Origin of the sequence: Lentzea sp. NPDC020367 (assembly GCF_044387305.1) — a bacterium.
GTDB lineage: Bacteria > Actinomycetota > Actinomycetes > Mycobacteriales > Pseudonocardiaceae > Lentzea.
This window is the reverse complement of record NZ_JBIRVV010000001.1, coordinates 987,711-1,010,445: the sequence shown is the minus strand read 5'-3', so window position 1 is coordinate 1,010,445 and position 22,735 is coordinate 987,711. Positions and strand designations below refer to the sequence as shown.

Annotated in this window: 12 protein-coding genes and 1 pseudogene; 7 read left to right on the top strand and 6 right to left on the bottom strand. The window is 70.4% G+C overall.

What is annotated here, in order from left to right; translation table 11 throughout:
* Positions 1-611, top strand: a pseudogene (locus tag ACH413_RS04485) (hypothetical protein); the annotation flags it as partial.
* 48 nt (positions 612-659) lie between these two features.
* Here the strand turns inward: ACH413_RS04485 and ACH413_RS04480 are convergent.
* The gene (locus ACH413_RS04480) at positions 660-1,427 is read right to left on the bottom strand and encodes a methyltransferase domain-containing protein (protein WP_360042736.1); all 768 of its coding nucleotides are present in this window, start codon (positions 1,425-1,427) and stop codon (positions 660-662) included.
* Positions 1,424-4,528, bottom strand: coding sequence for a BTAD domain-containing putative transcriptional regulator (locus ACH413_RS04475; RefSeq protein WP_360042739.1), 3,105 nt, complete (start codon positions 4,526-4,528; stop codon positions 1,424-1,426). The genes ACH413_RS04480 and ACH413_RS04475 overlap by 4 nt, the downstream gene beginning before the upstream one ends.
* Before the next feature lie 72 nt (positions 4,529-4,600).
* Here ACH413_RS04475 and ACH413_RS04470 point away from each other — a divergent pair, with 72 nt between their 5' ends.
* Positions 4,601-5,791, top strand: coding sequence for an MFS transporter (locus ACH413_RS04470; RefSeq protein WP_360042742.1), 1,191 nt, complete (start codon positions 4,601-4,603; stop codon positions 5,789-5,791).
* Between the two features lies 1 nt (position 5,792).
* On the opposite strand, the gene ACH413_RS04465 is transcribed toward ACH413_RS04470, so the two are convergent.
* Together ACH413_RS04465 and ACH413_RS04460 are read right to left on the bottom strand one after the other, a co-directional pair.
* Positions 5,793-8,909: a GH92 family glycosyl hydrolase gene (locus ACH413_RS04465; RefSeq protein WP_360042745.1), complete on the bottom strand. Its 3,117-nt coding sequence runs from the start codon at positions 8,907-8,909 to the stop codon at positions 5,793-5,795.
* A gap of 74 nt (positions 8,910-8,983) precedes the next feature.
* Positions 8,984-10,144, bottom strand: a complete 1,161-nt coding sequence (locus ACH413_RS04460) for a beta-ketoacyl synthase N-terminal-like domain-containing protein (RefSeq protein WP_360043052.1) — start codon at positions 10,142-10,144, stop codon at positions 8,984-8,986.
* A gap of 292 nt (positions 10,145-10,436) precedes the next feature.
* Here ACH413_RS04460 and ACH413_RS04455 point away from each other — a divergent pair, with 292 nt between their 5' ends.
* The 4 genes from ACH413_RS04455 to ACH413_RS04440 all read left to right on the top strand — a co-directional run bounded on the left by ACH413_RS04455 (position 10,437) and on the right by ACH413_RS04440 (position 20,957).
* Positions 10,437-13,106 (top strand): EAL domain-containing protein, encoded by a 2,670-nt coding sequence (locus ACH413_RS04455; protein ID WP_396424911.1) that lies wholly within the window; start codon positions 10,437-10,439, stop codon positions 13,104-13,106.
* 179 nt (positions 13,107-13,285) lie between these two features.
* The gene (locus tag ACH413_RS04450; RefSeq protein ID WP_360042751.1) at positions 13,286-16,903 is read left to right on the top strand and encodes a family 78 glycoside hydrolase catalytic domain; all 3,618 of its coding nucleotides are present in this window, start codon (positions 13,286-13,288) and stop codon (positions 16,901-16,903) included.
* Positions 16,904-17,092: 189 nt separating this feature from the next.
* Positions 17,093-18,106, top strand: coding sequence for a S1 family peptidase (locus ACH413_RS04445; RefSeq protein ID WP_360042754.1), 1,014 nt, complete (start codon positions 17,093-17,095; stop codon positions 18,104-18,106).
* Positions 18,107-18,245: 139 nt separating this feature from the next.
* Positions 18,246-20,957, top strand: a complete 2,712-nt coding sequence (locus ACH413_RS04440) for a glycosyl hydrolase family 95 catalytic domain-containing protein (protein WP_360042757.1) — start codon at positions 18,246-18,248, stop codon at positions 20,955-20,957.
* Here ACH413_RS04440 and ACH413_RS04435 read toward each other — a convergent pair.
* Positions 20,939-21,196: a hypothetical protein gene (locus ACH413_RS04435; protein WP_360042760.1), complete on the bottom strand. Its 258-nt coding sequence runs from the start codon at positions 21,194-21,196 to the stop codon at positions 20,939-20,941. The genes ACH413_RS04440 and ACH413_RS04435 overlap by 19 nt on opposite strands.
* 61 nt (positions 21,197-21,257) lie before the next feature.
* On the opposite strand from ACH413_RS04435, the gene ACH413_RS04430 reads away from it, so the two are divergent.
* Positions 21,258-21,845, top strand: a complete 588-nt coding sequence (locus ACH413_RS04430) for a helix-turn-helix domain-containing protein (RefSeq protein WP_360042763.1) — start codon at positions 21,258-21,260, stop codon at positions 21,843-21,845.
* 3 nt (positions 21,846-21,848) lie between these two features.
* Here the strand turns inward: ACH413_RS04430 and ACH413_RS04425 are convergent, their stop codons facing one another.
* A complete protein-coding gene (locus ACH413_RS04425; RefSeq protein ID WP_360042766.1) occupies positions 21,849-22,715 on the bottom strand; it encodes an NAD(P)H-binding protein in 867 nt (288 codons plus the stop codon).
* Positions 22,716-22,735 lie beyond the last annotated feature (20 nt).

The following is a 22,735-nucleotide window of genomic DNA, read 5'->3' as shown; positions in this document are numbered from 1 at the left end:
CCGGCGGGCTCTACGAACCCACCTGGCGTCTCGGCCAGACCGGGGACCTGCCCGTCGCGGGTGACTGGAACGGCAACGGCAACTCCGACTACGGCATCTACCGGCCGTCCGACGGCTCGTTCCACATCCTGTTCGACTCGGGTGGCCTGTACGAACCGACCTGGCGGCTCGGCGGGCCCGGCTACCTGCCGGTGGCGGGTGACTGGAACGGCAACGGGAACAGCGACTACGCCGTCTACAACCCCGCCGACGGGTCGTTCCACATCCTGTTCGACACCGGCGGGCTCTACGAACCCACCTGGCGTCTCGGCCAGACCGGGGACCTGCCCGTCGCGGGTGACTGGAACGGCAACGGCAACTCCGACTACGGCGTCTACCGGCCGTCCGACGGCTCGTTCCACGTCCTGTTCGACACCGGCGGGCTCTACGAGCCGAGCTGGCGTCTCGGCCAGACCGAGGACCGGCCGGTCGCCGGTGACTGGAACGGCAACGGGAACTCCGACTACGCGGTCTACCGGCCGTCCGACGGCTCGTTCCACGTGCTCTTCGACACCGGCGGCCTCTACGAGCCGAGTTGGAGGCTCGGCGGCACCGGCCACCTGCCCGTGTAACTGAAAGCCCAGGGGCGCGTTCACTTCGGTGGACGCGCCCCTTCGGCATTAGCGGGCGGTGAGGGCGTAGGCGGGCAACGGCACGTTGCCGCTCTCGCGCGCGACCTGGCCGAGCAACTCCTTGGCCAGCCCGTCCGGCGCCTCCTTCAGCGCGATCGAGATCTCCCAGTCCGCGTCCTGCAACGCGCTCGTGTCGACGTCACCGATCCGCTCGACCTGCCAGCCCGCGCTGTCGAGCGCGGCGAGCAGGGTGGCACGGGTCAGCGGCGCGCGCACGTTGCCGTCGGTCTCGCCCATGCGGTCCTGGGCGAGCACGGCCAGCAAGTGCGGAACCTGGTCGGCGCGCTGGGGTTCCGGGTCCCACTCGGCGAAGCAGAGCCGCGAACCGAGCTCGCGGGCCTTGGTCAGAGTGCGTTCGAGCAGGTCTGCCGAGGCGAAGTACCAGGAGCAGTGGGCGAGCACGACCAGGTCGTAGCCGGTGCCGACGTCGTCGGTGAGCGCGTCGGTCTCGTAGCGCATCTCGATGCGGTCGCCGAGGGGGCCGTCGAGCAGGTGCCGCGCGGAGTCGCCGACGGTGACCGGGGCGCCGTAGCCGGGCGGCGCGATGTCGGTGCCGACGACCCTCCCTTGTGGACCGACGGCATCCGCGAGCACGGCGGTCATGTCGCCCTGGCCGCAGCCGATCTCCAGCACTCTCGCACCTTCGGGGATCTGCCAGGTTCGCGCGAGTTCCAGGCGGTATCCGGTCTGCGTGACCTGGACGTCCGGGCTGACGGCGTGAGCCGCCATGAGGTGGGCGATCTCTTCGGATTTCATCGAGGCGGAGCGTAAGAGCGGAACTCCGCCGGCGCATCTTGTTTCTGGAGGTCACCGGCGCCGGGCGCCATCGCCGCGGCTTCCTCGACGGTCAGCCGGGTGCCCTGGTCGAACGCCAGGCTGAACGCCGTGTCGCCGAGAGCCGACCGGGCCGCTTCGGTGACGCGATCGACGTCGCCGCGCTCGGCGGGCGGCAGCGGGGCGTCCACGCTGCGCCGGGCGGTGTCGGCGGCGCCGAGCAACAACGCCGCACACTCGTCACCGCGAAGGGCGGCCGCGCCGGCGAGACCTTCGAGGGACAGGGCGAGCGCGCGGGGTTCGTTCAGCGACCGGGCCAGGTCGAGGCTTTGCAGGTGCTGGACGGCCGACTGGCGCGCGTCGCCGCGGAGTTCGGCGATGAAGCCGAGTTCCGCGTGGAGCAGGTGGTCCCCCGCCAACGACGACAGGTCGGCGTAGTCGTCGCGGATCTGCCGGAGGTGTTCTTCGGCGGCGTCGAGATCGCCGCACCGGCGGGCTCCCAGAGCCAGGCCCATCTTCGCGTGGATCTGGCCGTAGGTGTAGCCGTGTTCGACGGCGATGCGATGTGCGCGCTGGTGCAGGTCGTGCGCGCGCTCCCAGTCGCGGTCCAGCAACGCGAGGCGGCCCAGGCCGGACAGCCGTGCCGACACCTCCGCCTGCAGGCCCAGTTCCTGGGCGATGGCGAGTCCTTCGTGCTGGCAGCGTGCCGCGGACTCGTAGTCGCCCTTGATCTCCGCCAGCGTGGCGAGGGGCGGGATGGTCTGCATCTCGCCCCAGCGGTCGCCGAGCCGGCGGAAGAGTTCCGCGCTGTGGCGGCCGTCGCGGCCGAGTGCGGCGAGATCCCCGCGCACCAGCGCGAGCATCGCGCGCAGGCCCAGTGCCGCCGCGATCCCCCACTGGTCGTCCTCGGCGGTGAACAGGTCCAGCGCACGGGTGTTCACCTCGGTGCTCACCGCCAGGTTCCCCGCGCTGAACAGGCCATAGGCGCAAAGCCACTGTGCACGGGCGGGCGCGGCGGCGACCGGGGCAGCCTCGTGATCGCCGTTGAGCAGGGCGAACGCAGCGTGCAGGACGACGAGTTCGGGGGTGGCGCAGGTGCTCAGCACGGCTGCCAGGGTGCGGCGGCCTTCGGCGAGACGGCCGCGCAACAGCCACCACCACGACAGGGCCGTGACCAGCCGGACGGCCTCGCCCGGACCGGCGTGCTCCAGTGCGGCGCGCATGTTTCCGGCTTCGGCGTCGAGCCGGGCGAGCCAGACCTGCTGACCGCTCCCGCGCAACTGGGGTTCGGCGTGCTCGGCGACCGCGAGGTAGTGCCTCAGGTGGCGGTCGCGGGCGAGGTCCGCCGCGTCCTGCAGTCGTTCCAGGGCATAGGCGGAGACGGATTCGAGCAGCCGGTAGCGGGGCCCCTGCGTCACGACCACGAGCGACCGGTCGACGAGCCGCGTCACGAGGTCGAGCACCTCCGCCCGCGCGACGCCGTCGCCCGCGCACACCTCTTCGGCAGCGGCCAGGTCGCACCCGTCGCTGTGCACGGCGAGGCGGCGCAGGACGACGCGTTCGGGAGCGCTGAGCAGTTCCCAGCTCCAGTCGATCATGGCGCGCAGGGTTCGCTGCCGGGCGGGAGCGCCGCGTTGCCCGAGGGTCAGGACGGAGAACCGGTCGGCCAGCCGCACCGCGAGTTCCCGCACGCCCAGGGCGCGCACCCGCGTGGCCGCGAGTTCCAGCGCGAGCGGGATGCCGTCGAGGCGGCGGCAGATCTCGGCCACCGCGTCGAGGTCGGCCGGGTCGCAGTCCTCCTGGCGCGACGGGAAACCGGGTGCGGACGCGGCGGCACGCGCGAGGAAGAGCCTGATCGCGTCCGGGGGCGGCAGCGGTTCGACGTCGAAGACGCGCTCACCGGCCAGGCCGAGGGGTTCCTGGCTGGTGGTGACCACGACCAGGCCACGCGCGGCGCGCAACAGCAGTTCGGTGAGTTCGGCGGCGGCGTCGACGACATGCTCGCAGTTGTCCAGCACGAGCAGCATGCGGCGGTCGCGCAACGCGGTGGCGAGACGGCGCGCGGCCTCGCCGGTACCCGAGTCGCTGATCCCGAGCACGGCGGCGACGACCTCGGCCAGGTCCGCCGCGGTGGCGGTGCGCAGTCCGGCGAACTCGACCAGCCAGACGCCGTCCGGGAACTCGCCGGACCCCGCGTGCGCGATCGCCAGGCTGGACTTGCCGACGCCACCGGGGCCGGTGAGGGTCACCAGCCTGGCTTCGCGGTGCAGTTCGGCGAGCTGCGCGAGAGAGCGCTCTCGTCCGATCAGCGGGGTGAGCGCGCTGGGCAGGTTCGAGGGCGCCTTGCCCTGGGGCGAAACGAGTTCCTGACGGAGCATCGCCTGGTGCAGCGCCCGCAGTTCGGGACTCGGATCGACGCCCAGTTCCTCGGCGAGGCGGCCGCGCAGGTCCTCGTACGACGTGAGCGCCTCGCTCTGCCGCCCGGTCAGGTAGAGGGCCCGCAGCTGCGTCGCGCGCAGACCCTCCCGCAACGGGTGCTGGGGCACGACGGTCGCGAGTTCTCCCACGGCGAGCGCGTGATCACCGGCCTCGAGCCAGGCGTTCGCCCGTTCCTCGACGACGGCCAGCCGCAGTTCGGTGAGGTGGTGGGCGGCAGGGCGCACGAACTCGTCGTCGGCGAAGTCCGCGTACGCGGCGCCGCGCCAGAGATCGAGCGCCTCGGTGAACAGCGCCGCCCGCGAGCGCGGGTCCGCCGTCGACCTGGCCCGTGCCACGAGAGCGCGGAACCTGGTGGCGTCCAGGTCCTCCGCGCCGAGCACGAGCCGATAGCCCGGTGGCTGCCGGACGATCCGGTCCCTGCCGAGGGTCCCGCGCAGCTGGGAGATCTTGACCTGCAACGCCCCCGCGGGCTTGCCCGGCGGCCGGTCGCCCCACAGGTGCTGGACGAGCGCGTCCACGGCGACCGGGGCACCGTCGTGCGCGATCAGCGCCGCGAGCAGCGCGCGCACCTTGAGCTCCGGGACGGTGACCGGCTCCCCCGCCTCGTCCCACACCGCCAGCGGGCCGAGCACCCCGAACCGCATCCAGCACCCCTGACGTCCGACCCCTAAGCCGATCGTAAGCGAGTCCGAAGAACGTCCCAGCAGGGTGCTCGCATGAGCGCGCCACCCGACACCGTCCAGAAGCTCCCCCTGTTCGCCCTGCTGTCCCTCGCCACCGCCGTCTTCGTCACCAGCCTCACCGAGACCCTTCCCGCCGGCCTGCTCCCGGCGATGAGCGACTCCCTGGGCGTGACCGAGTCCGCGACCGGGCAGACCGTCACGATCTACGCGCTCGGCACCGTGCTCACCGCGATCCCGTTGTCCTCGCTCACCGCGGGCTGGCGGCGCAGGACGCTGCTGCTGACGTCGATGGCGGGTTTCGCCGCCGCCAACACGGTGACGGCCGTGTCCTCGGTGTACAGCGTCACGATGGCGGCGCGGTTCGTCGCGGGTGTCGCCGCCGGACTGGCCTGGGCACTGCTCGCGGGCTACGCGCGCCGCCTGGTCGTCCCTCAGCTGCAGGGCCGCGCGATCGCGATCGCCATGGCAGGCATCCCCGTCGCGCTGTGCCTGGGCGTGCCCGCTGGGACGTTCCTCGGCCAGGTGGCGGGCTGGCGCACGGCGTTCCTGTCGATGACGGCGCTGACCGCGGTCCTGCTGGTCTGGATCATCGCGGCCGTGCCGGACCATCCCGGTCAGGAACGAGCTCAGCGGCCCAGGACGCTGCCGACCCTGCGCGTGCCCGGCGTGGCCCCGGTCCTGTTCGTCACGCTCGTCTTCGTCCTCGCCCACACGATCCTGTACGCCTACATCGCGACGTTCCTCGCCGGTCTCGGCATGGGCGGCGCCACCGGCCTGGTGCTGCTGGTCTTCGGCATCGCGTCGATCCTGAGCATCTGGGTCGTCGGGGCCCGGATCCACCGCCGGTTGCGGCTGTTCACCGTCACGAGCGCGCTGCTGGTCGCCGTGGCCGCCCTGATGCTGGCCACGATCGCGGACGACCCGGCCCTGATCTACCTCGCCGCGGCTCTGTGGGGCCTCGGCTGGGGCGGTGTGCCCACCCTGTTGCAGACCGCCGCGGGCAACGCCGGTGGCGAGTCGGCCGACGCGGCCCAGGCGATGCTCGTGACGTTGTGGAATGTCGCCATGGCGGGTGGAGGTGTCATCGGCGGCGTGCTGCTCGACCTGAGCGGCAGCGGTTCGTTCCCGTGGAGCGTGCTCGTGCTGATGGTGCCGGTGCTGGCGGTCGTCGTCTTCGCTCGCCGGCACGGCTTCCCGGCTCAGCACGCCGGGAAGGCTGACTGAGTCAGCCCGTGCCGAGGGCGAACAGGTGGATCTGCTTGTCGGACGGCAGGGTCACGGCGGCGATCGTCTTGCCCTCCGGCGCGTCGAACGGCGCGGTGGCGAAGATGAACGCGGGGCCGGTGCCGCCCCAGTTCACGTTGCGGTAGCGGGGATGCGCGACCACGGTGTTGCCGAAGACCGGGTCGTTCGCGCTGCCGCCGGGCAGCACCCAGTCGCCGAACGACAGGTCGGTCTGGGCGGTGCTGCCGTCGGTGAAGGTGACGGTCGCGGTGCCGCGGTGGTCGCCGTTGCTCGCCGCGCCGACGAACACCAGGCGTTTCGGCTGCCCCGCCACGGTGACGGTCTGGCCTTCGGCGGCGACGTTGTCCGGGCGACCGGCCGGAGGAGCGGGCCAGGTGAACGCGGTGCCCGCCACCTCGACCCGCTTTCCGCCGGTCAGGCCCGCCTCTGCCAGGGCCTGGCGGGAGTAGCTGTTGCCGCCGCCGTCCAGGTTGGCCTGCGACTTGGCGTCGTCGTCCGAGATCCCTGTGTTGTTGTAGCGGGTGACCAGGCTGCCTTCCGGTGCCACCAGGACGGTCACCGTGGTCGTGACGGCGCGGTGGTCGCCCTTGATGGTCACCGGGACGACGTAGTAGCCCTCGGGTGCCGTCGCGCTCACCTGGTACTTCGCCTCGCCGTCGTTCAGGCGGAACCGCTGCGGTCCGGTGACGGTGAGCCCGGCGGGCGGGGCGGTGGTGACGGTGAGGTCGCGGTCCTTGCCCGCCAGCCTGCGCGCGGACACGGTGAACTCCGCGGTGCCGCCGGGTCGCACGGTGATCATGCTGTTGGCGCTGGCCAGGAAGTCGTGCTCACCGTCGCGATAGGACGGTGGCGCCTCCTCGGCGTCCGTAGCCCAGCCGCGGTCCGGGGTGGTGCCGAGCTCGAAGTCGAGCCTGCCGCCGGTGCTGACGATGTCGCGGGGCAGGCCGGTGCGCTCGTGGTCGCGGCCGTTGAGGTTCAGGTCCTGCACGTACATCGCGGTGGCCGAGGCCTTGGGGGCGTTGATGGTCAGGTCGCGGCCGGGCAGGTCGAGCACGATCTTCGGGAACAACGGGCTGTGCAGCGCCAGGTCGGACGTGCCCGGCGTCGCGGGGTAGAGACCCAGTGCGGCCCAGACGTACCAGGAGGACTGGGCGCCGAGGTCGTCGTTGCCGGGCTCGCCGTCCGGGGTGGGGCTGAACAGGGTGGTCATGATCTGCCGGACGACCTGCTGGGTGCGCCACGGCCGTCCGGTGTGGTTGTACAGCCAGGGAATGCCGAACGCCGGTTCGTTGCCCGCCCACATGTACGGCTCCTGCGGGCCGGCGTTGAGCTTCGTGGTGAACGTGTCGAGCCGTGCCGCCGCCGCGTCCTTGCCGCCCATCGCGGTGATCAGGCCCGCCGGGTTGTGCGGCACCATCCAGCTGTACTGCACCGAGTTGCCCTCGTCGAACCCGTCCTGGCCGAACCCGCCGCCGGGGCTCCAGGCCGGACCGTCCGGGAACCGCCCGTCGCCGTCACGCGGCTGGACGTGGGAGGTGGCCGGGTTGAACAGGTTCTGCCAGTTCTGGCCGCGCCGGGTGAACTCCGCGGCGGTCCTGCGGTCACCGGCGGCCTTCGCGAGCTGGGCGATGGCGAAGTCGTCGACCGACCACTCCAGCGTGATCGAGGCGCCGACCCGGTTGTGGTCGCCGCGGGCGGCGTCGGTGTTGGGCAGGTAGCCGCGCTTCACGTACTCGCCGATGCCCGGCCGTTCCTGGTAGGCGCCGGGCGTGGTGTCCACACTGGTCGCGCCCTTGACCAGGTACTGCAGTGCGGTCTTGAGGTCGAAGTCGCGCGCGCCGTACGCGTAGAGGTTGGCGATCAGCGGAACGGAACTGTCCCCCGTCATCTGCGCCGTGTAGTCGTTGGCGAGCGGCCAGCGCGGCCACCAGCCGCCCTGCACCGCGTCGTTCACGAGCGACTGCGCCATGTCACTGGCCTCGCGCGGCCACAGCATGGCGTGCAACGGGGCCAGGCTGCGATAGGTGTCCCAGTCGGAGAAGTTCGCGTACTGGGTGCGTCCGGCGGGCAGCGTGTGGATCTGGTCGTCGAAGCCGATGTAGCGGCCGTCCACGTCGTTGAACGTGTTGGGGTGCATCAACGAGTGGTACAAAGCGGTGTAGAACGTCTTCAGCTCACCGGTGTCCGTGCCGGCCACGCGGATCTTGCTCAGCTCGGTGCGCCACTTCGCCCTGGTGTCCGCGCGGACCTGGGCCGCGTCCCAGTCCGGGATCTCCTGGGCCATGTTCCGCTTCGCACCGTCCACACCGACGAACGACAGCGCCACCTTGGCCTTGACCTGGCCCGCGGGGAAACTCAGGTACGCGCCCGCCTTCGGCGCCTTGACGCCGCCACTACCAGGGCTGACCGCGTTGCCGTCCCACGTGCCGCGAGCCGTGAACGGCCGGTCGAAGGTGATGGCGTAGTAGACGGTGTACTTGTTGGACTTGCCGCAGAAGCCGCCGGTGCTGGCCGAACCGGTCACCGTGGTGTCGTTCTCGATGGTCACCTCGGCCGCCGAGTTGCCCGACAGCGTCGCCCCTCCCTTGACCAGCACGTGGCCGTCGGCGGGCAGCGTGAACGTGGCCAGGCCGGTGCGGGTGGTGGCGGTGAGCTCCGCCCGGACCTTGGAGTCCTCCAACGTCACCGCGTAGTAGCCGGGCTCGCCCTGCTCGCTGGTGTGCTGGTAGCGCTCGACCCGGTCCCAGGGCTTCTCCCCCAGGTCACCGGTGATCGGCAGGATCGGCACGTCACCGAACGCGCTGCACCCGACGCTGGCGTGCGTGAGGCTGAAACCTCGGATCTTTTCGTTGTGGTACTGGTAGCCGGCGTACGAGCCCAGCGTGTCCGGCGAGAACTGCATCATGCCGAACGGCACCGCCGGACCGGGAAAGTTGTTGATCTCACCAACCGCGGCGTTGGCCAAACCGGTGCCGATGAACGGATCCACGTACGCCGTGGGGTCGGAGACCAGCGCGGGCTCCGGTTGTGCGGCGGCCACCACCGGAGCAGCGAGCACCAGCGCGGCCGCCATCACTACCAGTCCCCTGAAGCGCATAGATCGGAACTTTCCGCAGACCTGACACGCTGTCAACGTTGTCGACGTCGATCTGACCGGTTCCGGACACCGCGTCAGGAAGGCGGCGCCAGCACGATCGCCGAGTTGTGACCGCCCATGCCGAGCGACGACTTGACCGTGAGGCCGTCGACGAGCGGCGTGAGCCCGTCCAGGAGCGCCGGATGCCCCGGCGCGACCACGGGCGGCGCAGGGATCACGCCGGTGTCGTACGCCATCGCGGTCACCGCGGCCTCGATCGCCGACGCCGCGCCCTGGCAGTGCCCGGTCAGCGGCTTCACGGAGTAGACCTCGGTGTCCGGCCCGAACAGCTGCTCCAGGACGGCCGCCTCGGCGGTGTCGCACTGAGCGGTGCCGGGACCGTGCGCGTTGAGGTAGCGCACGTCGGCGGCGTTCACCCCGGCGTTGTCCAGCGCGTCGGTGAAGCACGCGGTGATCTGGTCGAGCTGCGGGTCGATCGACGTCACGTGGTACGCGTCGTGCGACATCGCGCCGCCCAGCGTGAGGGCGTACGGCCGGGACGCGTGCCGGGAAAGGACGAACGCCACCGACGCCTCACCCATCACGAAACCCCTGCTGCCCTGTTGGAACGGACGGCACGCGTCGAGCGGCTCGGCGTCCACGATGGCCACACCGAGCCGGACGAAGTGAGCGACGTTCTCGGGTGTGAGAGAAAGATCCGTCGCAACGAACACGACGTCGTCGACGATTCCCGCGTCCAGCCACGCTTTCGCCGTGATCAGGCCGGCGTTGCCCGACGCGCACATCGCCGAGACGTTCATGGCAGGCCCGTGGAAACCGTATTCCTGCATGAGCATCGACATCGGTGTGGACGGCATCAGCGCCAGATAGTCGTGCACCGGCAACGATCCCCCGCGCGTGACGTAGAAATCGCGCCACAGGTCGACCTCGCCCAGCACCACGGCGTGCAGGAGACCGACCCGGCGACCGGGACGCCAGCCGCGGGTGCCCGCGTCCTCGATGGCCTCTCTGGCCGCGGCTCGCATGGCCTGCGCGAACCGGCTCGGTCCGTCGAGCGGATCACCGCCGTCGCCGACTCGCGCCGCCCAGACCGTCTCGCCGGGGTTCCTGCCCAGCTCGGGAACAACGGTGGCGGCGGGTTTCCCGCTCGCCAGACCGTCCCACAGAGACCGGCGGCTCCAGCCGTACGCGCTGACGACGCCGATTCCGCAGATGCTCACACCTCGCGCGACCATATCCAGCTCCACCACCGAGGGCCGACACCTCCTACCAGGGTAACTGCCCTGGACATCTGGCGGGTGAGCGATCTATTGCTCCACAATGGACACTGAAGTCGACCCCCTGATCGCCGGACGGTGTCCGGGTACCGATATAACGGCACACCATGTTTACGCCAGACGGATGCGCCTGCGGCCGCCTGTGCGGTAGGACTTCACGATGGCCACGCCACCGCGAATCCGAGGGAGCGCAGGACCTGGGAGCCACGACGTGAGCGGCCTGATCGGCGACGACGAGTTCGACCACGAGATGCTGGCCGGCCTCGCGCTCTCGATCGGCGCCTCGGTGGTGTGGTGGCTCGACCTGCGCGAGGACCGCCTCGGCTGGATGCCGGGCCTCGACGTGGTCATCGGCGTGCCCGGAGCGGACCCCGAGACCGTGCGTGCCGCGCTGGCCGCCCTGGTGGCGCCGCTGACGGTGGCCGCGAGGTCGGCTCCCGCCTGGCAGGACTTCGAGCTGGAACAACCCGTGGAGACGCCGTCCGGCACGTGCCGGCTCCAGTTCCGCGCCCGCGTGTCGACCCGCGACAACGCGCCGGCGCTGGTCGGCGTGGTCGCTGACGTGACCTGGCGGCACACCCAGCAACAGCAGCTCACCGACCTCGCGGACCGCTACCGGCTCCTGGTCGACCTCTCCCCCGACGCGATCGTGGTGCACGAGTCGGGCCGGATCGTGTACGCGAACCCGGCGGCGGTCCGGTTCGTGCGGGCGCTGTCCGACGGCGAGATCCTCGGCAGGCTGATCACCGACTTCGTCCACCCCGCCTCGCAACAGGAGATGCTGCGCCGGATCGCGAAGCTGACCGAGCCCGGCGCCGCGAGCGAACCCGCGGACGCCGTGCTGGTCCGGTTCGACGGCGGCACGACCGACATCGAGTCGGTGTCGGTCCGCACCACGTGGGAGGGCAGACCCGCGTTCCAGGTGATCATGCGGGACGTCACCGAGCAGAAGGCGGCCGCGGCGGCGTTGCGCTACCAGGCCGCACTCGCCGCGCACGTGAGCGACGCGCTCATCGCGACCACCGCCAGCGGTGTCGTGACCAGCTGGAACCCCAGCGCCGAGAACGTCTACGGCCACCTCGCCGCCGACGCGATCGGGCGGCCCATCGCCCTGGTGGTCGGGGCGCCGCTCGACCCGTCGGCGATCCTGGACGCGGGCGGCGTGGTCCAGGCGGAGCACCGCAGATCCGGCGGCGAGGCGCTGGCGGTGCGCGTGTCGGTCGCCAGGATGGACGACGGGTACGTGCTGATCTGCGCGGACGAGACCGCGCGCAGACGGGCCGAGCAGCGCTTCACCGCGGTGGTCGACGCCATCGAGGAAGGCGTGCTCGTCGTCGGCGCCACGGGCCTCGTCGAGTCGGTCAACCCGGCGGCCGAACGGATCCTCGGCGTGGGCGCGCGCGAGGCGACCGGCGAGCTCGCGTCGTCGGTCCAGCTGCACGACGAGGCGGGCCGGCCCATCCCGCTGCACCTCTTCCCGTCGGCCATCACCCGCGCGACCGGCAGAGCGCAGCACGGCCGGATCGTCCGGGCACCCCGGCCGGACGGCAGCCACGTCTGGCTGTCGCTGAGCGCCCGCCCGCTCAGCCAGGACGGCACGCTGCCGACGGCGACGGTGTTGTCCTTCACCGACATCACCGAACGGCGCATGATCGACACCCGGCTGGAGCACGAGGCGACGCACGACGCGTTGACCGGCCTGAGCAACCGCACGGTGACCATCAACCGGCTCAGCCCGCCCGCCAGGGCCCACCGGTCGGGACTCACCGCCGTGCTGTTCATCGACCTGGACAAGTTCAAGGTCATCAACGACTCCCTCGGCCACAGCGCGGGCGACGAGGTGCTGCGGGTCGTCGGCTCGCGGCTGAGCCTGAGCGCCCGCCGCGGCGACGTCGTCGGCAGGCTCGGCGGCGACGAGTTCACCGTCATCGCGTACGGCGTCACGGGCGAGGACGAGGCCACCGCGCTCGCCGACCACATCCGCTCCGAGATGAACCGGCCGATCACCGTGGACGGCCGGCAGCTGCACGTCGACGCGAGTGTGGGCATCGTGCTCGCCGAACCCGGCGACCCGCGCGACGGCGCCGATCTGCTCCGCGACGCCGACCTCGCCATGTACCAGGCCAAGACCAGGGGGCGCGGGCGGATCGCGTTCTTCGACGTCGAACTCCGCGACCGCATCCAGCGCCGCCTGCAGTTGGAACAGGACCTGCGGATGGCGCCGCTCAACGACGAGCTGTGGCTCGCCTACCAGCCGATCGTCGACCTCCGCACGGATCGGCGCACCGCCGTCGAGGGCCTGCTGCGCTGGACGCATCCCCGGTACGGCCTGATCTTCCCCGGTGAGTTCATCACGCTCGCCGAAGAGAGCGATCTCATCAACATCGTCGGCGCGCACATGCTGCACACCGCCGCCCGCGAGATCGCCGAGCAGGCACCGGATCTGCAGCTGACCGTGAACCTGTCGGCCCGCGAGCTCGACGACCCGTGGCTCGTGTCGGCCATCCGCAACGCCACGCACAAGGCGGGACTGACGCCCGCCTCGTTGTGCCTGGAGATCACCGAGAGCGCTCTCATGCGTGACCCGGCGCTGGCCGCCCGCACCCTCTCCTCGTTGCGCGACCTGGGAGTGCGGCTCGCGATCGACGACTTCGGCACCGGCCACTCCTCGCTCGCCCAGTTGCTCACGCTGCCGCTGGACACGCTCAAGATCGACCGTTCCTTCACGGCGGGCCTCGGGCGTTCCGACGAGGCGACCGCGATCGTCACCAGCATCATCGCCATGGCCCACGCGGTCGACCTGACCGTGATCGCCGAGGGGGTCGAGCACCCGGAGCAGCTGGAGATCCTGCGGGAGCTCGGATGCGACCAGGCGCAGGGGTATCACCTCGGGCGGCCGGCACCGCTGGCCGAGCTCTGACTTTGTTGACGGTGTGACCGGGCAGGTCCTAGGGTCGGTGCAGCACCAAATTGAAACGTTTCAATCGGCCGCCTGCGTTACCAGCACTCCCCTAGCCCAGGAGAAACGCGATGCGAAGTCGATCCCTGCCGCACGCCCCCAGCCGGTTACTCTGCGTAATATTATCGGCACTTCTAGCCATGTCCGTGATCATCGTGGTCCCCGCCGCGGCGGCTCCCGCCGATCTCACCGGGGCACACTGGATCTGGTACCCCGAGGGCAGTCCCGCGTCCTCCGCCCCTGCCGAGCACCGCTACTTCCGCCGCACCTTCACCCAGCCCGCCGGGCAGGTCAGTGACGCCCGGCTGGTCGTCACCGGCGACGACACGGTCGACGTGTGGCTCAACGGCGAACCTCTCGCCGCGTCCGCCCGCTACGTCAGCTCCTGGCAGCGCGCGGTCACCGTCGACCTGCGCTCCGCCCTCGTCACCGGCACCAACACGCTGGCGATCGCGGTGCGCAACACCACCGCCGGTCCGGCGGGCCTCGTCGGCCGCGCGCGGATCGTCACCGGCGGCACGGCCGTCGACCTGGTCACCGACGGGGCGTGGAAGGCGGGCCGGGGCGCGGGCGAGGGCTGGGAGAAGCCTGCTTTCGCCGACGGCGCCTGGCCCCAGGCCGCGGACCTCGGTTCGTACGGGATCGAGCCGTGGGGCAGCGGTGTGACCACGACCGATCCGGGCGAGGCGACGCCGTTGACGGTCGCCTCGATGACGACGGAACGGCGCGTCGCCCCGCTGGGTGTGGACGCGAGGCGACCGAGGCTGGGCTGGACGCTCACCTCCACGGCCTCCGCGCAGCGGCAGGGCTCGTACCAGGTGATCGTCGCCAGCACGAAGGCGCTGGCCGAGGCCGGGACCGGTGATCTCTGGGACAGCGGCCGGGTGCACGACGAGCAGTCCGTGGACGTCCTCTACGCCGGTGCCGCGCTGACCTCGATGACCGCCTACCACTGGCGGGTCCGCGTGTGGGACACGCAGGGCAGAGCAGGCGGCTGGAGCGCGGTCTCGTCGTTCGAGACCGGGCTCTACAACGCCGCCTCGGAGTGGCGGGGAGCGTTCGTCGGCGGGCCGGTCGGCCAGGGCTTGGACGGCGCCACCTGGATCTGGTACCCGGAGGGGTCGCCGACGGCCGGTCTGCCGCCGATGACGAGGTACTTCCGCAAGACGTTCACGCTCGCCTCGGTGCCGGCCGCCGCCACGCTCGCGGTCACCGCCGACGACACGGCGACCGTGTGGGTCAACGGCGTGCAGGTCTACTCCAGTCCGCAGGTGGAGCACTCCTGGCGGCGGGCGGGCGTGATCGACCTGACCGGCCGCCTGCGCGCCGGTGCCAACACCATCGCGGTGTCGAGCGCCAACACGTCCGACTCCCCCGCGGGTCTCGTGGCCAGGCTGTCCGCGGACGCCCTCGTGGTGCAGTCCGACGGGACCTGGAAGGCGTCGACCCAGTCCCCCGCGGGCTGGGAACAGCCGGGGTTCGACGACGGCGCCTGGGTCCAGGCGAGGGCACTGGTCGGCATCGGCGGAGCCCCGTGGGGCAACGAGGTCGTCGTGCCGCAGCCCGCTCCGTTGCTGCGCAAGGGTTTCACCGTGACCAAGCAGGTGCGCAGCGCCCGGTTGCTCACGACCGCGCTCGGCATTCACGAAACGCAGCTCAACGGCGCCAAGGTCGGCGAGGACGTGCTGGCACCGGCGTGGACCGACTACAACAAGCGCGTGCAGTACAAGGTGCACGACGTCACCAGCCGCATTCGTCAGGGCGACAACGCTCTCGGCGCGTGGCTGGGCAACGGCTGGTACTCCGGCAGCCTCGGCATCGGCGGCAACAGGTTCTACGGAACGCAGCCGTGGTACTCGGCGCAACTGGTTCTGACCTATGTGGACGGTACGACGCAGACCGTGGCGACGGACGGTTCCTGGAAGTACCGGGCCAGCCCGATCATCGCCGACGACCTCTACCACGGTGAGCGCCAGGACGCCCGGCTCGCGGTCCCCGGCTGGGACGGCGCCGGCTTCGACGACAGCGGCTGGCGTTCCGCCCAGGTCCGGCAGGGCGCGGTGCCGAACCTGGTGGCGCAGGTGGACGCCGGCACGAAGGTCCAGCGGGATCTGCGTCCGGTGGCGCTGACCCAGCCCAAGCCGGGCGTGTGGGTCTTCGACCTCGGCCAGAACTTCTCCGGCTGGAACCGGCTGCGGGTGCAGGGTCCCTCCGGCACCACCGTCACCCTGCGGCACGCGGAGGTCCTCAACTCCGACGGCACGCTCTACACCACCAACCTGCGCGGCGCGCAGGTCACCGACCAGTTCGTGCTGGCGGGTACCGGGCAGGCCGAGACCTTCGAACCGAGGTTCACGGTCCACGGCTACCGCTACGTCGAACTGACCGGCCTGCCCAGCGCGCCGACGCTGGACACGATCACCGGCCGGGCGGCGTGGACGAACGGCGAGGAGATCGGCGGGTTCGACACCTCGGACGCGATGCTCGACAAGCTGCAGAACGCCATCGTGTGGGGCCAGCGATCGAACATGCTCTACGTCCCGACCGACTGCCCGCAGCGCGATGAGCGCCTGGGGTGGACCGGGGACATCGCGTCGTTCGCCCCCACGGCCACGCACAACCTGGACGTGTCCGCGTTCCTCGACAAGTACACCGACGACATGGTCGACGCCCAGCGCTCCGACGGCGCGTTCACGGACGTCGCACCGAACGTCGGCGGCATGGGCGGCGGCACCGCGGCGTGGGGCGACGCGGGCGTGATCGTGCCCTTCACGCTCTGGCAGCGGTACGGCGATCTGCGCGTGGTGCAGGACAACTTCGCCGCCATGACGAAGTGGGTCGACTACCTGCGTTCGACCGCGGAGGCGGATCTCATCCGCGATCGCGGCGGATTCGGCGACTGGCTCAACGTCAACGACGACACGCCTCGCAACGTCATCTCGACGGCGTACTTCGCGTGGTCGGCGCGGCTGGTGTCGCGGATGGCGCAGGCCATCGGGAAGACAGCCGAAGCGGCGTCCTACGGTGCGCTCGCCGACCAGGTCTCGGCCGCGTTCACCAACCGGCTCGTGGCCGCGGACGGCACCGTCTCCGGCAACACGCAGACCGGGTACTCCCTCGCGCTGGCCTTCGGGCTAGTGCCCCAGGGTCGCGTGCAGTCCCTGGTGGACAAGCTCGTGGCCAGGATCCGGGCCGCGAACAACCACCTCACCGTCGGGTTCGTCGGGGTGTCGCACCTCCTGCCGGTGCTGGCCGACCACGGCCGGGCGGACGTCGCGTACCAGGTGCTGATGCAGCCGGACTACCCCGGCTGGGGCTACATGATGAACAAGGGAGGGACGACCGTCTGGGAGCACTGGGACAGCATCCGTCCCGACGGGTCGTTCGAGGACCCGGGCATGAACTCCTTCAACCACTACGCGATGGGCTCGGTCGGCGACTTCCTCTACCGCACCGTCGGAGGACTGAGCTCGGCCTCGCCCGGCTACCGGTCGTTGCTCATCGCGCCGAAACCGGGCGGCGGGCTGACCTCGGCCAGGTCGTCACACCGCACGCCGTACGGGGAGGCGGTCAGCGAGTGGAACACGAACGGGGGGCGCTTCACCCTCCACGTGGTCGTGCCCACCGGGACCTCGGCCGTCGTGCGCGTGCCGGCGACCACCGCGGTGACGGCTCCGGCCGGGGCTGTGCCGCTCGGCACTGGTTCCGGTGTGGCGTCGTTCCACGTTCCGGCCGGTGATCACACCTTCACGGTCTGACGGGTGAACGGTTCGGCGCGGAGCAGTCCGCGCCGAACCGTTCAGCAATTCCCTCAATACTATTATCGGCCGTTCGCCGCCCAAATTTTTATTAGGCATCTGGACCGTTTTCCCGAAACGCAGCACTCTGGCTGTGCGCCCCGCAACCCTGCCGGGGGGCGATTCTCGTTGCACAGTCGGGAGTTCTCGATGCGCGTTTTCCCTGCCACGCTCACGTTGGTGTCGATAGCCGCGCTGGCGGCCGGTTTCGTGTCCGCACCCGCCGCACAGGCCGATGTCTCCACTCTGGAAACAAGGCTCGGCACGTCCGCCGCCGGGTCCTATCTGGACGATTCCGGAAAGCTCGTCGTCACCGTGACCGACCAGGCCGCGCTGGCGACCGTGACCGCGGCCGGCGCACGAGCCCGGCTCGTCCAGCACAGCGCGGCCACCCTCGAAGCCAGCACCGCCGTACTCGATCGCACGGCCAAGATCCCCGGCACCTCCTGGGGCACGGACCCCGTCACCAACCAGGTCGTCGTGTCCGCCGACACCACCGTGACCGGCGCGGCGCTCGCCCGGCTGAAGACCGTGGTCGCCGGGCTGGGCGGCACCGCGCGACTGGAGCAGGTCCCCGGCTCGTTCCGCACCACCATCGCGGGCGGTGACGCCATTCTCGGCGGCGGCGTGCGCTGCTCGCTCGGGTTCAACGTCAAGAGGCCCGGCACCAGCACCGCCTACCTGCTCACCGCCGGCCACTGCGGCAACCTCACGTCCACCTGGTCCACCTCCGGCGGCCAGGTCATCGCGTCCAGGACCGGGACCAGCTTCCCCGGCAACGACTACGCGCTGTTCCAGTACACCAGCAACATCAGCAGGCCCGGTGAGGTCAACCTCTACGACGGCACCCGGCGTTCCATCGACAGCGCGGGCAACGCCGTGGTGGGTCAGACCGTCGGCCGCAGCGGCAGCACCACCGGGTTCCACCGCGGCAAGGTCACCGGCCTCAACGTCACCGTCAACTACGTGGACGGCACGACGGTCACCGGCATGATCGCGACGACGGTGTGCGTCGAGGGCGGCGACAGCGGCGGGTCGTTGTTCGCCGGCAACACCGCGCTGGGCCTCACCTCCGGCGGCAGCGGGAACTGCACCAGCGGCGGGCGGTCCTTTTACCAGCCCGTCACCGAGGCGCTCAACGCCTACGGGGTGACGGTCTACTAGCCGACCGAGTGATCGGATCTGTGCCGGGAAAAACCGGTCCTCGCTGGAGCATCCGACGTATTGACGCTCTCGATACGTCGGATGTTAACTGGGTGTGACACCGCCCTGTTCACCTTCTCCCTGCTCCGGAAGGTGCTCCATGAGGTCGCTTCGTCTGTTGCCCATCGCCGTGCTCGCAGGCGCCACCCTGACCGCCATCGCTCCCGCCGTCGCCGCACCCGGCGACGCCGCGTTCTCGAACTCGTCGGGCCGGCTCGACGTCGACCACGCGAACTACCTGTCCAAGCACGACCTCGTCTACAACCGGCCGAACACCAACCCCGACCACGGTCTGACGGTAGGCAACGGCCGGACCGGCGCGATGGTGTGGCAGTCCGGCGGCCTGAGCATGCAGGTGTCCAATGTGGACGCCTCGCAGCAGACCGCGTTCGGCGCCGGACTGCTCAACCTCGCCACGTCCCCGGCCATGGACACCGGCTACAGCACGTTCCAGCAACGACTTTCGCTGTACGACGGCACGTTGACCACCAAGTACGACAACAACCGCACCGTCACCATCATGGGCCGGCCCAACTCCGAGGTGATGGGCATCCACGTCGAGGACACCCGCAGCGGCATCAACGCGGTGACGCTCGAGCTGTCGCTGTGGGACGTGGCGAACCTCGGCAACAGCGGCGACGTGCCGGACATGACCACCTGGCGGACAGTCAGCAGTTACGCGGACGCGTCCGGCGCGGGGATCAGCCGGGGCCAGACGGACGCGCAACGCTTCGGGTACACGCTCGCCGCGACGGTCGAGGGCGCGAACTACAGCGCGTCCGTCGTGAACAACAGCCGCGTCCGCCTGTCGATCACCCCGTCGCAGAGCTACACGGTCTGGTTCACCGCCTCCACCCGGATCAACGCCCCGGGCAACAACTCCGTCAACCAGGCGAAGAACGCCCTGAGCGCGGTGAAGTCCACCGGCTACGCCACGACCCTCACCAACTACCGCAACTGGTGGCACAACTTCTGGCAGAAGTCGTTCGTCCAGTACGGCGGGATGGGCGGCGAGGCGGACTACCTGGAGAACGTGTACTACCTGTCCACCTACCTCGTCGCGGCCGGCGGGTACGGCAACTACCCGTTCCACTTCATCAACGGCGTGTTCCGCGCGACGGGTGATGCGACGAAATGGAGCAACTCGTACTGGTACTGGAACCAGCGCGACGTCTACAACTCGTTCCTCGCGTCCAACCACGTAGACCTGATGAACACCTTCAACAACCTCTACAGCCGCAACTACAGCGCACTGAAGGCGTACACGCAGACGCGCTACGGCGTGGACGGCCTGTGGGTGCCGGAGACCATGGGCTGGGACGGCAACGCCCGCGGCACGATCAACAGCGACTACACCAAGAACGTGCTGTCGACCGGGTACGAGGCGGCGTTCAACATGTACCTGCAATACCGGTACACCAACGACGCCAACTACCTCCGCGACGTCGCCTACCCCTACATCCGCGAGGTCGCGAAGTTCTACTCGCGCACGCTGTCGGTCGACAGCAGCGGCAAGTACTACATGGCCAACTCCAACTCCCACGAGACCTACTGGAACGTCCGCAACGCGATCACCGACCTCGCGGCCGTGCGCAGCCTCTTCCCGATCGCCCTGACGGTGTCACAACAACTCGGGGTCGACGCGAACCTGCGGCCGGAGTGGCAGCGGATCCTGGACAACCTGGTCGCGTACCCGCAGGAGAACGGCGCGTACCTGCCGCACCAGCCGCCGCTGTCGCAGACCCGCAACGGCGAGAACGTGGCGTCGGAGCTGATCTGGCCGTACAACGTCACGGGTCTGGGCTACCCGGACTACCAGACCGCGCTGAACACGTGGAACAGCAGGCCTTTCCCGTACGGCAACGTGTGGGCCAACGACGCGGTCCAGGCCGCGCGGCTCGGCCTCGGCGACCAGACGTTCACCGGCATGAAGCGGATGTTGCAGCAGTACCAGAACTACTCCAACGGTTTCACCAACAACACCAACGGGGTCTTCGAGTACCACGGCGTGCACCTGTCGGCGATGAACGAGGCGTTGCTCCAGTCGTACAACGACAAGATCCGTGTGTTCCCCGCCGCACCCAACAACTCGTCGTTCGTCGGCAAGTTCACGCTGCTGGCCAAGAACGGTTTCCTCGTCAGCTCCGAACGGGAGGCGAACGAGACCAAGTACGTCGGCCTGCGCAGCCAGTGGGGCGCCACCGCACGGGTGATGAACCCGTGGGGCGGCCAGCAGATCCGCGTCCGGCGCACCTCGGACAACGCGGTCCTGCTGACCACCTCGGCCGCCGAGTTCGAGTTCGGCACCGCCGCGAACGCCACCTACGTCGTCGAACGGACCGCCAAGCCGCTCAGTTCGTACGCCACCGCCCGTCTGACCGGCAGTCAGAACCAGGGTGCGAAGTCGTTGAGCGGCACGGCGTCCACGCTCGGACTCAACGCGAGCGGCGGCGGCCTGGTGAACAACACCGAGGGCAGCTACGACGGCAACTGGCACCTCACGACCGGCCGTGGCTACGGCGACTACAACGACGACACCCACCACTCGACCACCGTGAACGCCGCCGCGACCTACACGTTCACCGGCACCGGCATCCAGTACCTCTCCGAACGCAACGGCGACATGGGCACGGTCGACGTCTACCTCGACAACGCGTTCCAGTCCACAGTGGACCTCCGCGTCACCGGTGCACGCCAAGTGCAACAGGTGGTCTGGCAGAAGTCCGGCCTGACGCGCGGGCAGCACACCATCCGCATCGTCAACCGCAGCACGTCGGTGGGCATGATCGACGCCTACCGCGTCACACCCTGATCTCCGCGAGGCACACGCAGTCGAAGCGGGTCGCCGGGCGACGGAGTCTCCGGACTCCGTTCGCCCTCGACCTGGATCTCGATGTTCGTCCGGTGCGAGATCGGGTCCCAGATCTCCTCGATCGGCGACAGCATCGACCCACCACCACCCCGGCGGCGGGCCCGCGCGGCGTACAGGACGAACACCGCCAAGCCGAGCGGCACGCTGAGAAACGCCGCCAGAGGCCCCAGAAGCTCCATGCGCCCGACGGTACAGTAACGTCGTGTTTCCAGAAACGGTCTGTTACTGAAATGGCGGGCGATGATCCGGCTGACCCGGGCTGAGCAGCAGCAACGCACCCACGAACACCTGCTCGCCGCCGGGCGCGAGGTGTTCCTGCGCCGCGGCTTCCTGGCGGCGACGGTCGAGGAGATCGCCGCCGACGCCGGATACACGCGCGGCGCCGTCTACAAGCACTTCGGCGGCAAGGAAGGGCTGTGGCTGGCGATCATCGAGGCCGGCGCGGACGCCCACCTGCACGGGCTGCGGGACGCGCTCGGCCGCGCCACCAGCCGCGACCAGGTGCTCGCGGCCCTCGCCCCCGCCGACCCGACCGACGAGGACGCCGCGAAGTGGAGCGCGGCGGCCGCGGAGGTGCTGGCCGCGACGGCGCAGCAACCCGAGACCGCGACCCTGGTCGCCGCCATCCAGCGACGGCACGACGACCAGGTCGTCGCCCTGCTCACCGAGCACTCGCAGCGCCTGGACCTCGACCCCGCGATGCCGCTGGACCAGGCGGTGGTCATGCTCGGCGCCCTGGGCATCGGACTCGCCCTGCGGCAGGCGGTCGCCCCCGCGTCCGATCCCGGCGCCATCCTCGCCCACGTCCTGGGCACGATCTTCCGGTGACCGTCAGGGCTGGAGGCGCACGACGTCCTCCAGCACGGCGCGCACCGGGATCGCCGGTCGCCCGAGCAGGTTCTCCAGCGCCGGGTCGGTGACCGCGAACTGACCGGCCCGCGCCGCGCGGAACATGCCGAGCGTGAACTCGGCCGCCGCGGTCGGCATGCCCTGGGCCACCACCGTCTCCTTCCACTCCTCGTCGTCCACCACGACCCGCTTGACGTCGCGGCCGGTGATCTCGCCGAGAACGCGCGCCACGTCGGCGAAGTCGAGCAGGTCCGGCGCGGTGAGCGGCGGCGTCAGGCCGTCGAGCGCGCCGGGGCGCGTCAACGACAGGACGTCCGCCTCGACGAGGTCGGCGTGCGCGGTCCAGGAGAACGGCCCGTCCTCCGGCAGCCGGAACTCACCGGTCCGCAGCGCGGCGGGCACGTAGTGCTCCAGCGTGCTCGTGTAGAAGCCGTGCCGCAGGGCCGTGAACGCGACGCCCTGACCGGCGAGGTGCCGCTCCGTCGACGCGTGCTGCCGTCCCGGGTCGAACAACGAGTCGGGCGAGGCCGCCTGGTGGCTGGTGTAGAGCACGCGTGACGCGCCCGCTCGCACGGCGGCGTCGATCGCGGCCACGTTGGCACCGGCGGCCTGCGGGCCCCTGATCGAGGCCGAGACGACCAGCACCTGGTCCGCACCCTCGAAGGCGTGGTCCAAAGTGGACGGATCGGTGAAGTCGCCTGCCCGGACGCGGACGCCGCGAGCGGCGAGTGCCGCCGCCTTGTCCGGGTCGCGCACGCTGGCGCCCACGGTGTCGGCGGGAACGTGGTCCAGCAGCTTCTCGACGATCTGGGCGCCGAGCCTGCCGGACGCCCCGGTAACGATGATCATGCTTCCTCCTGCGTGAACCA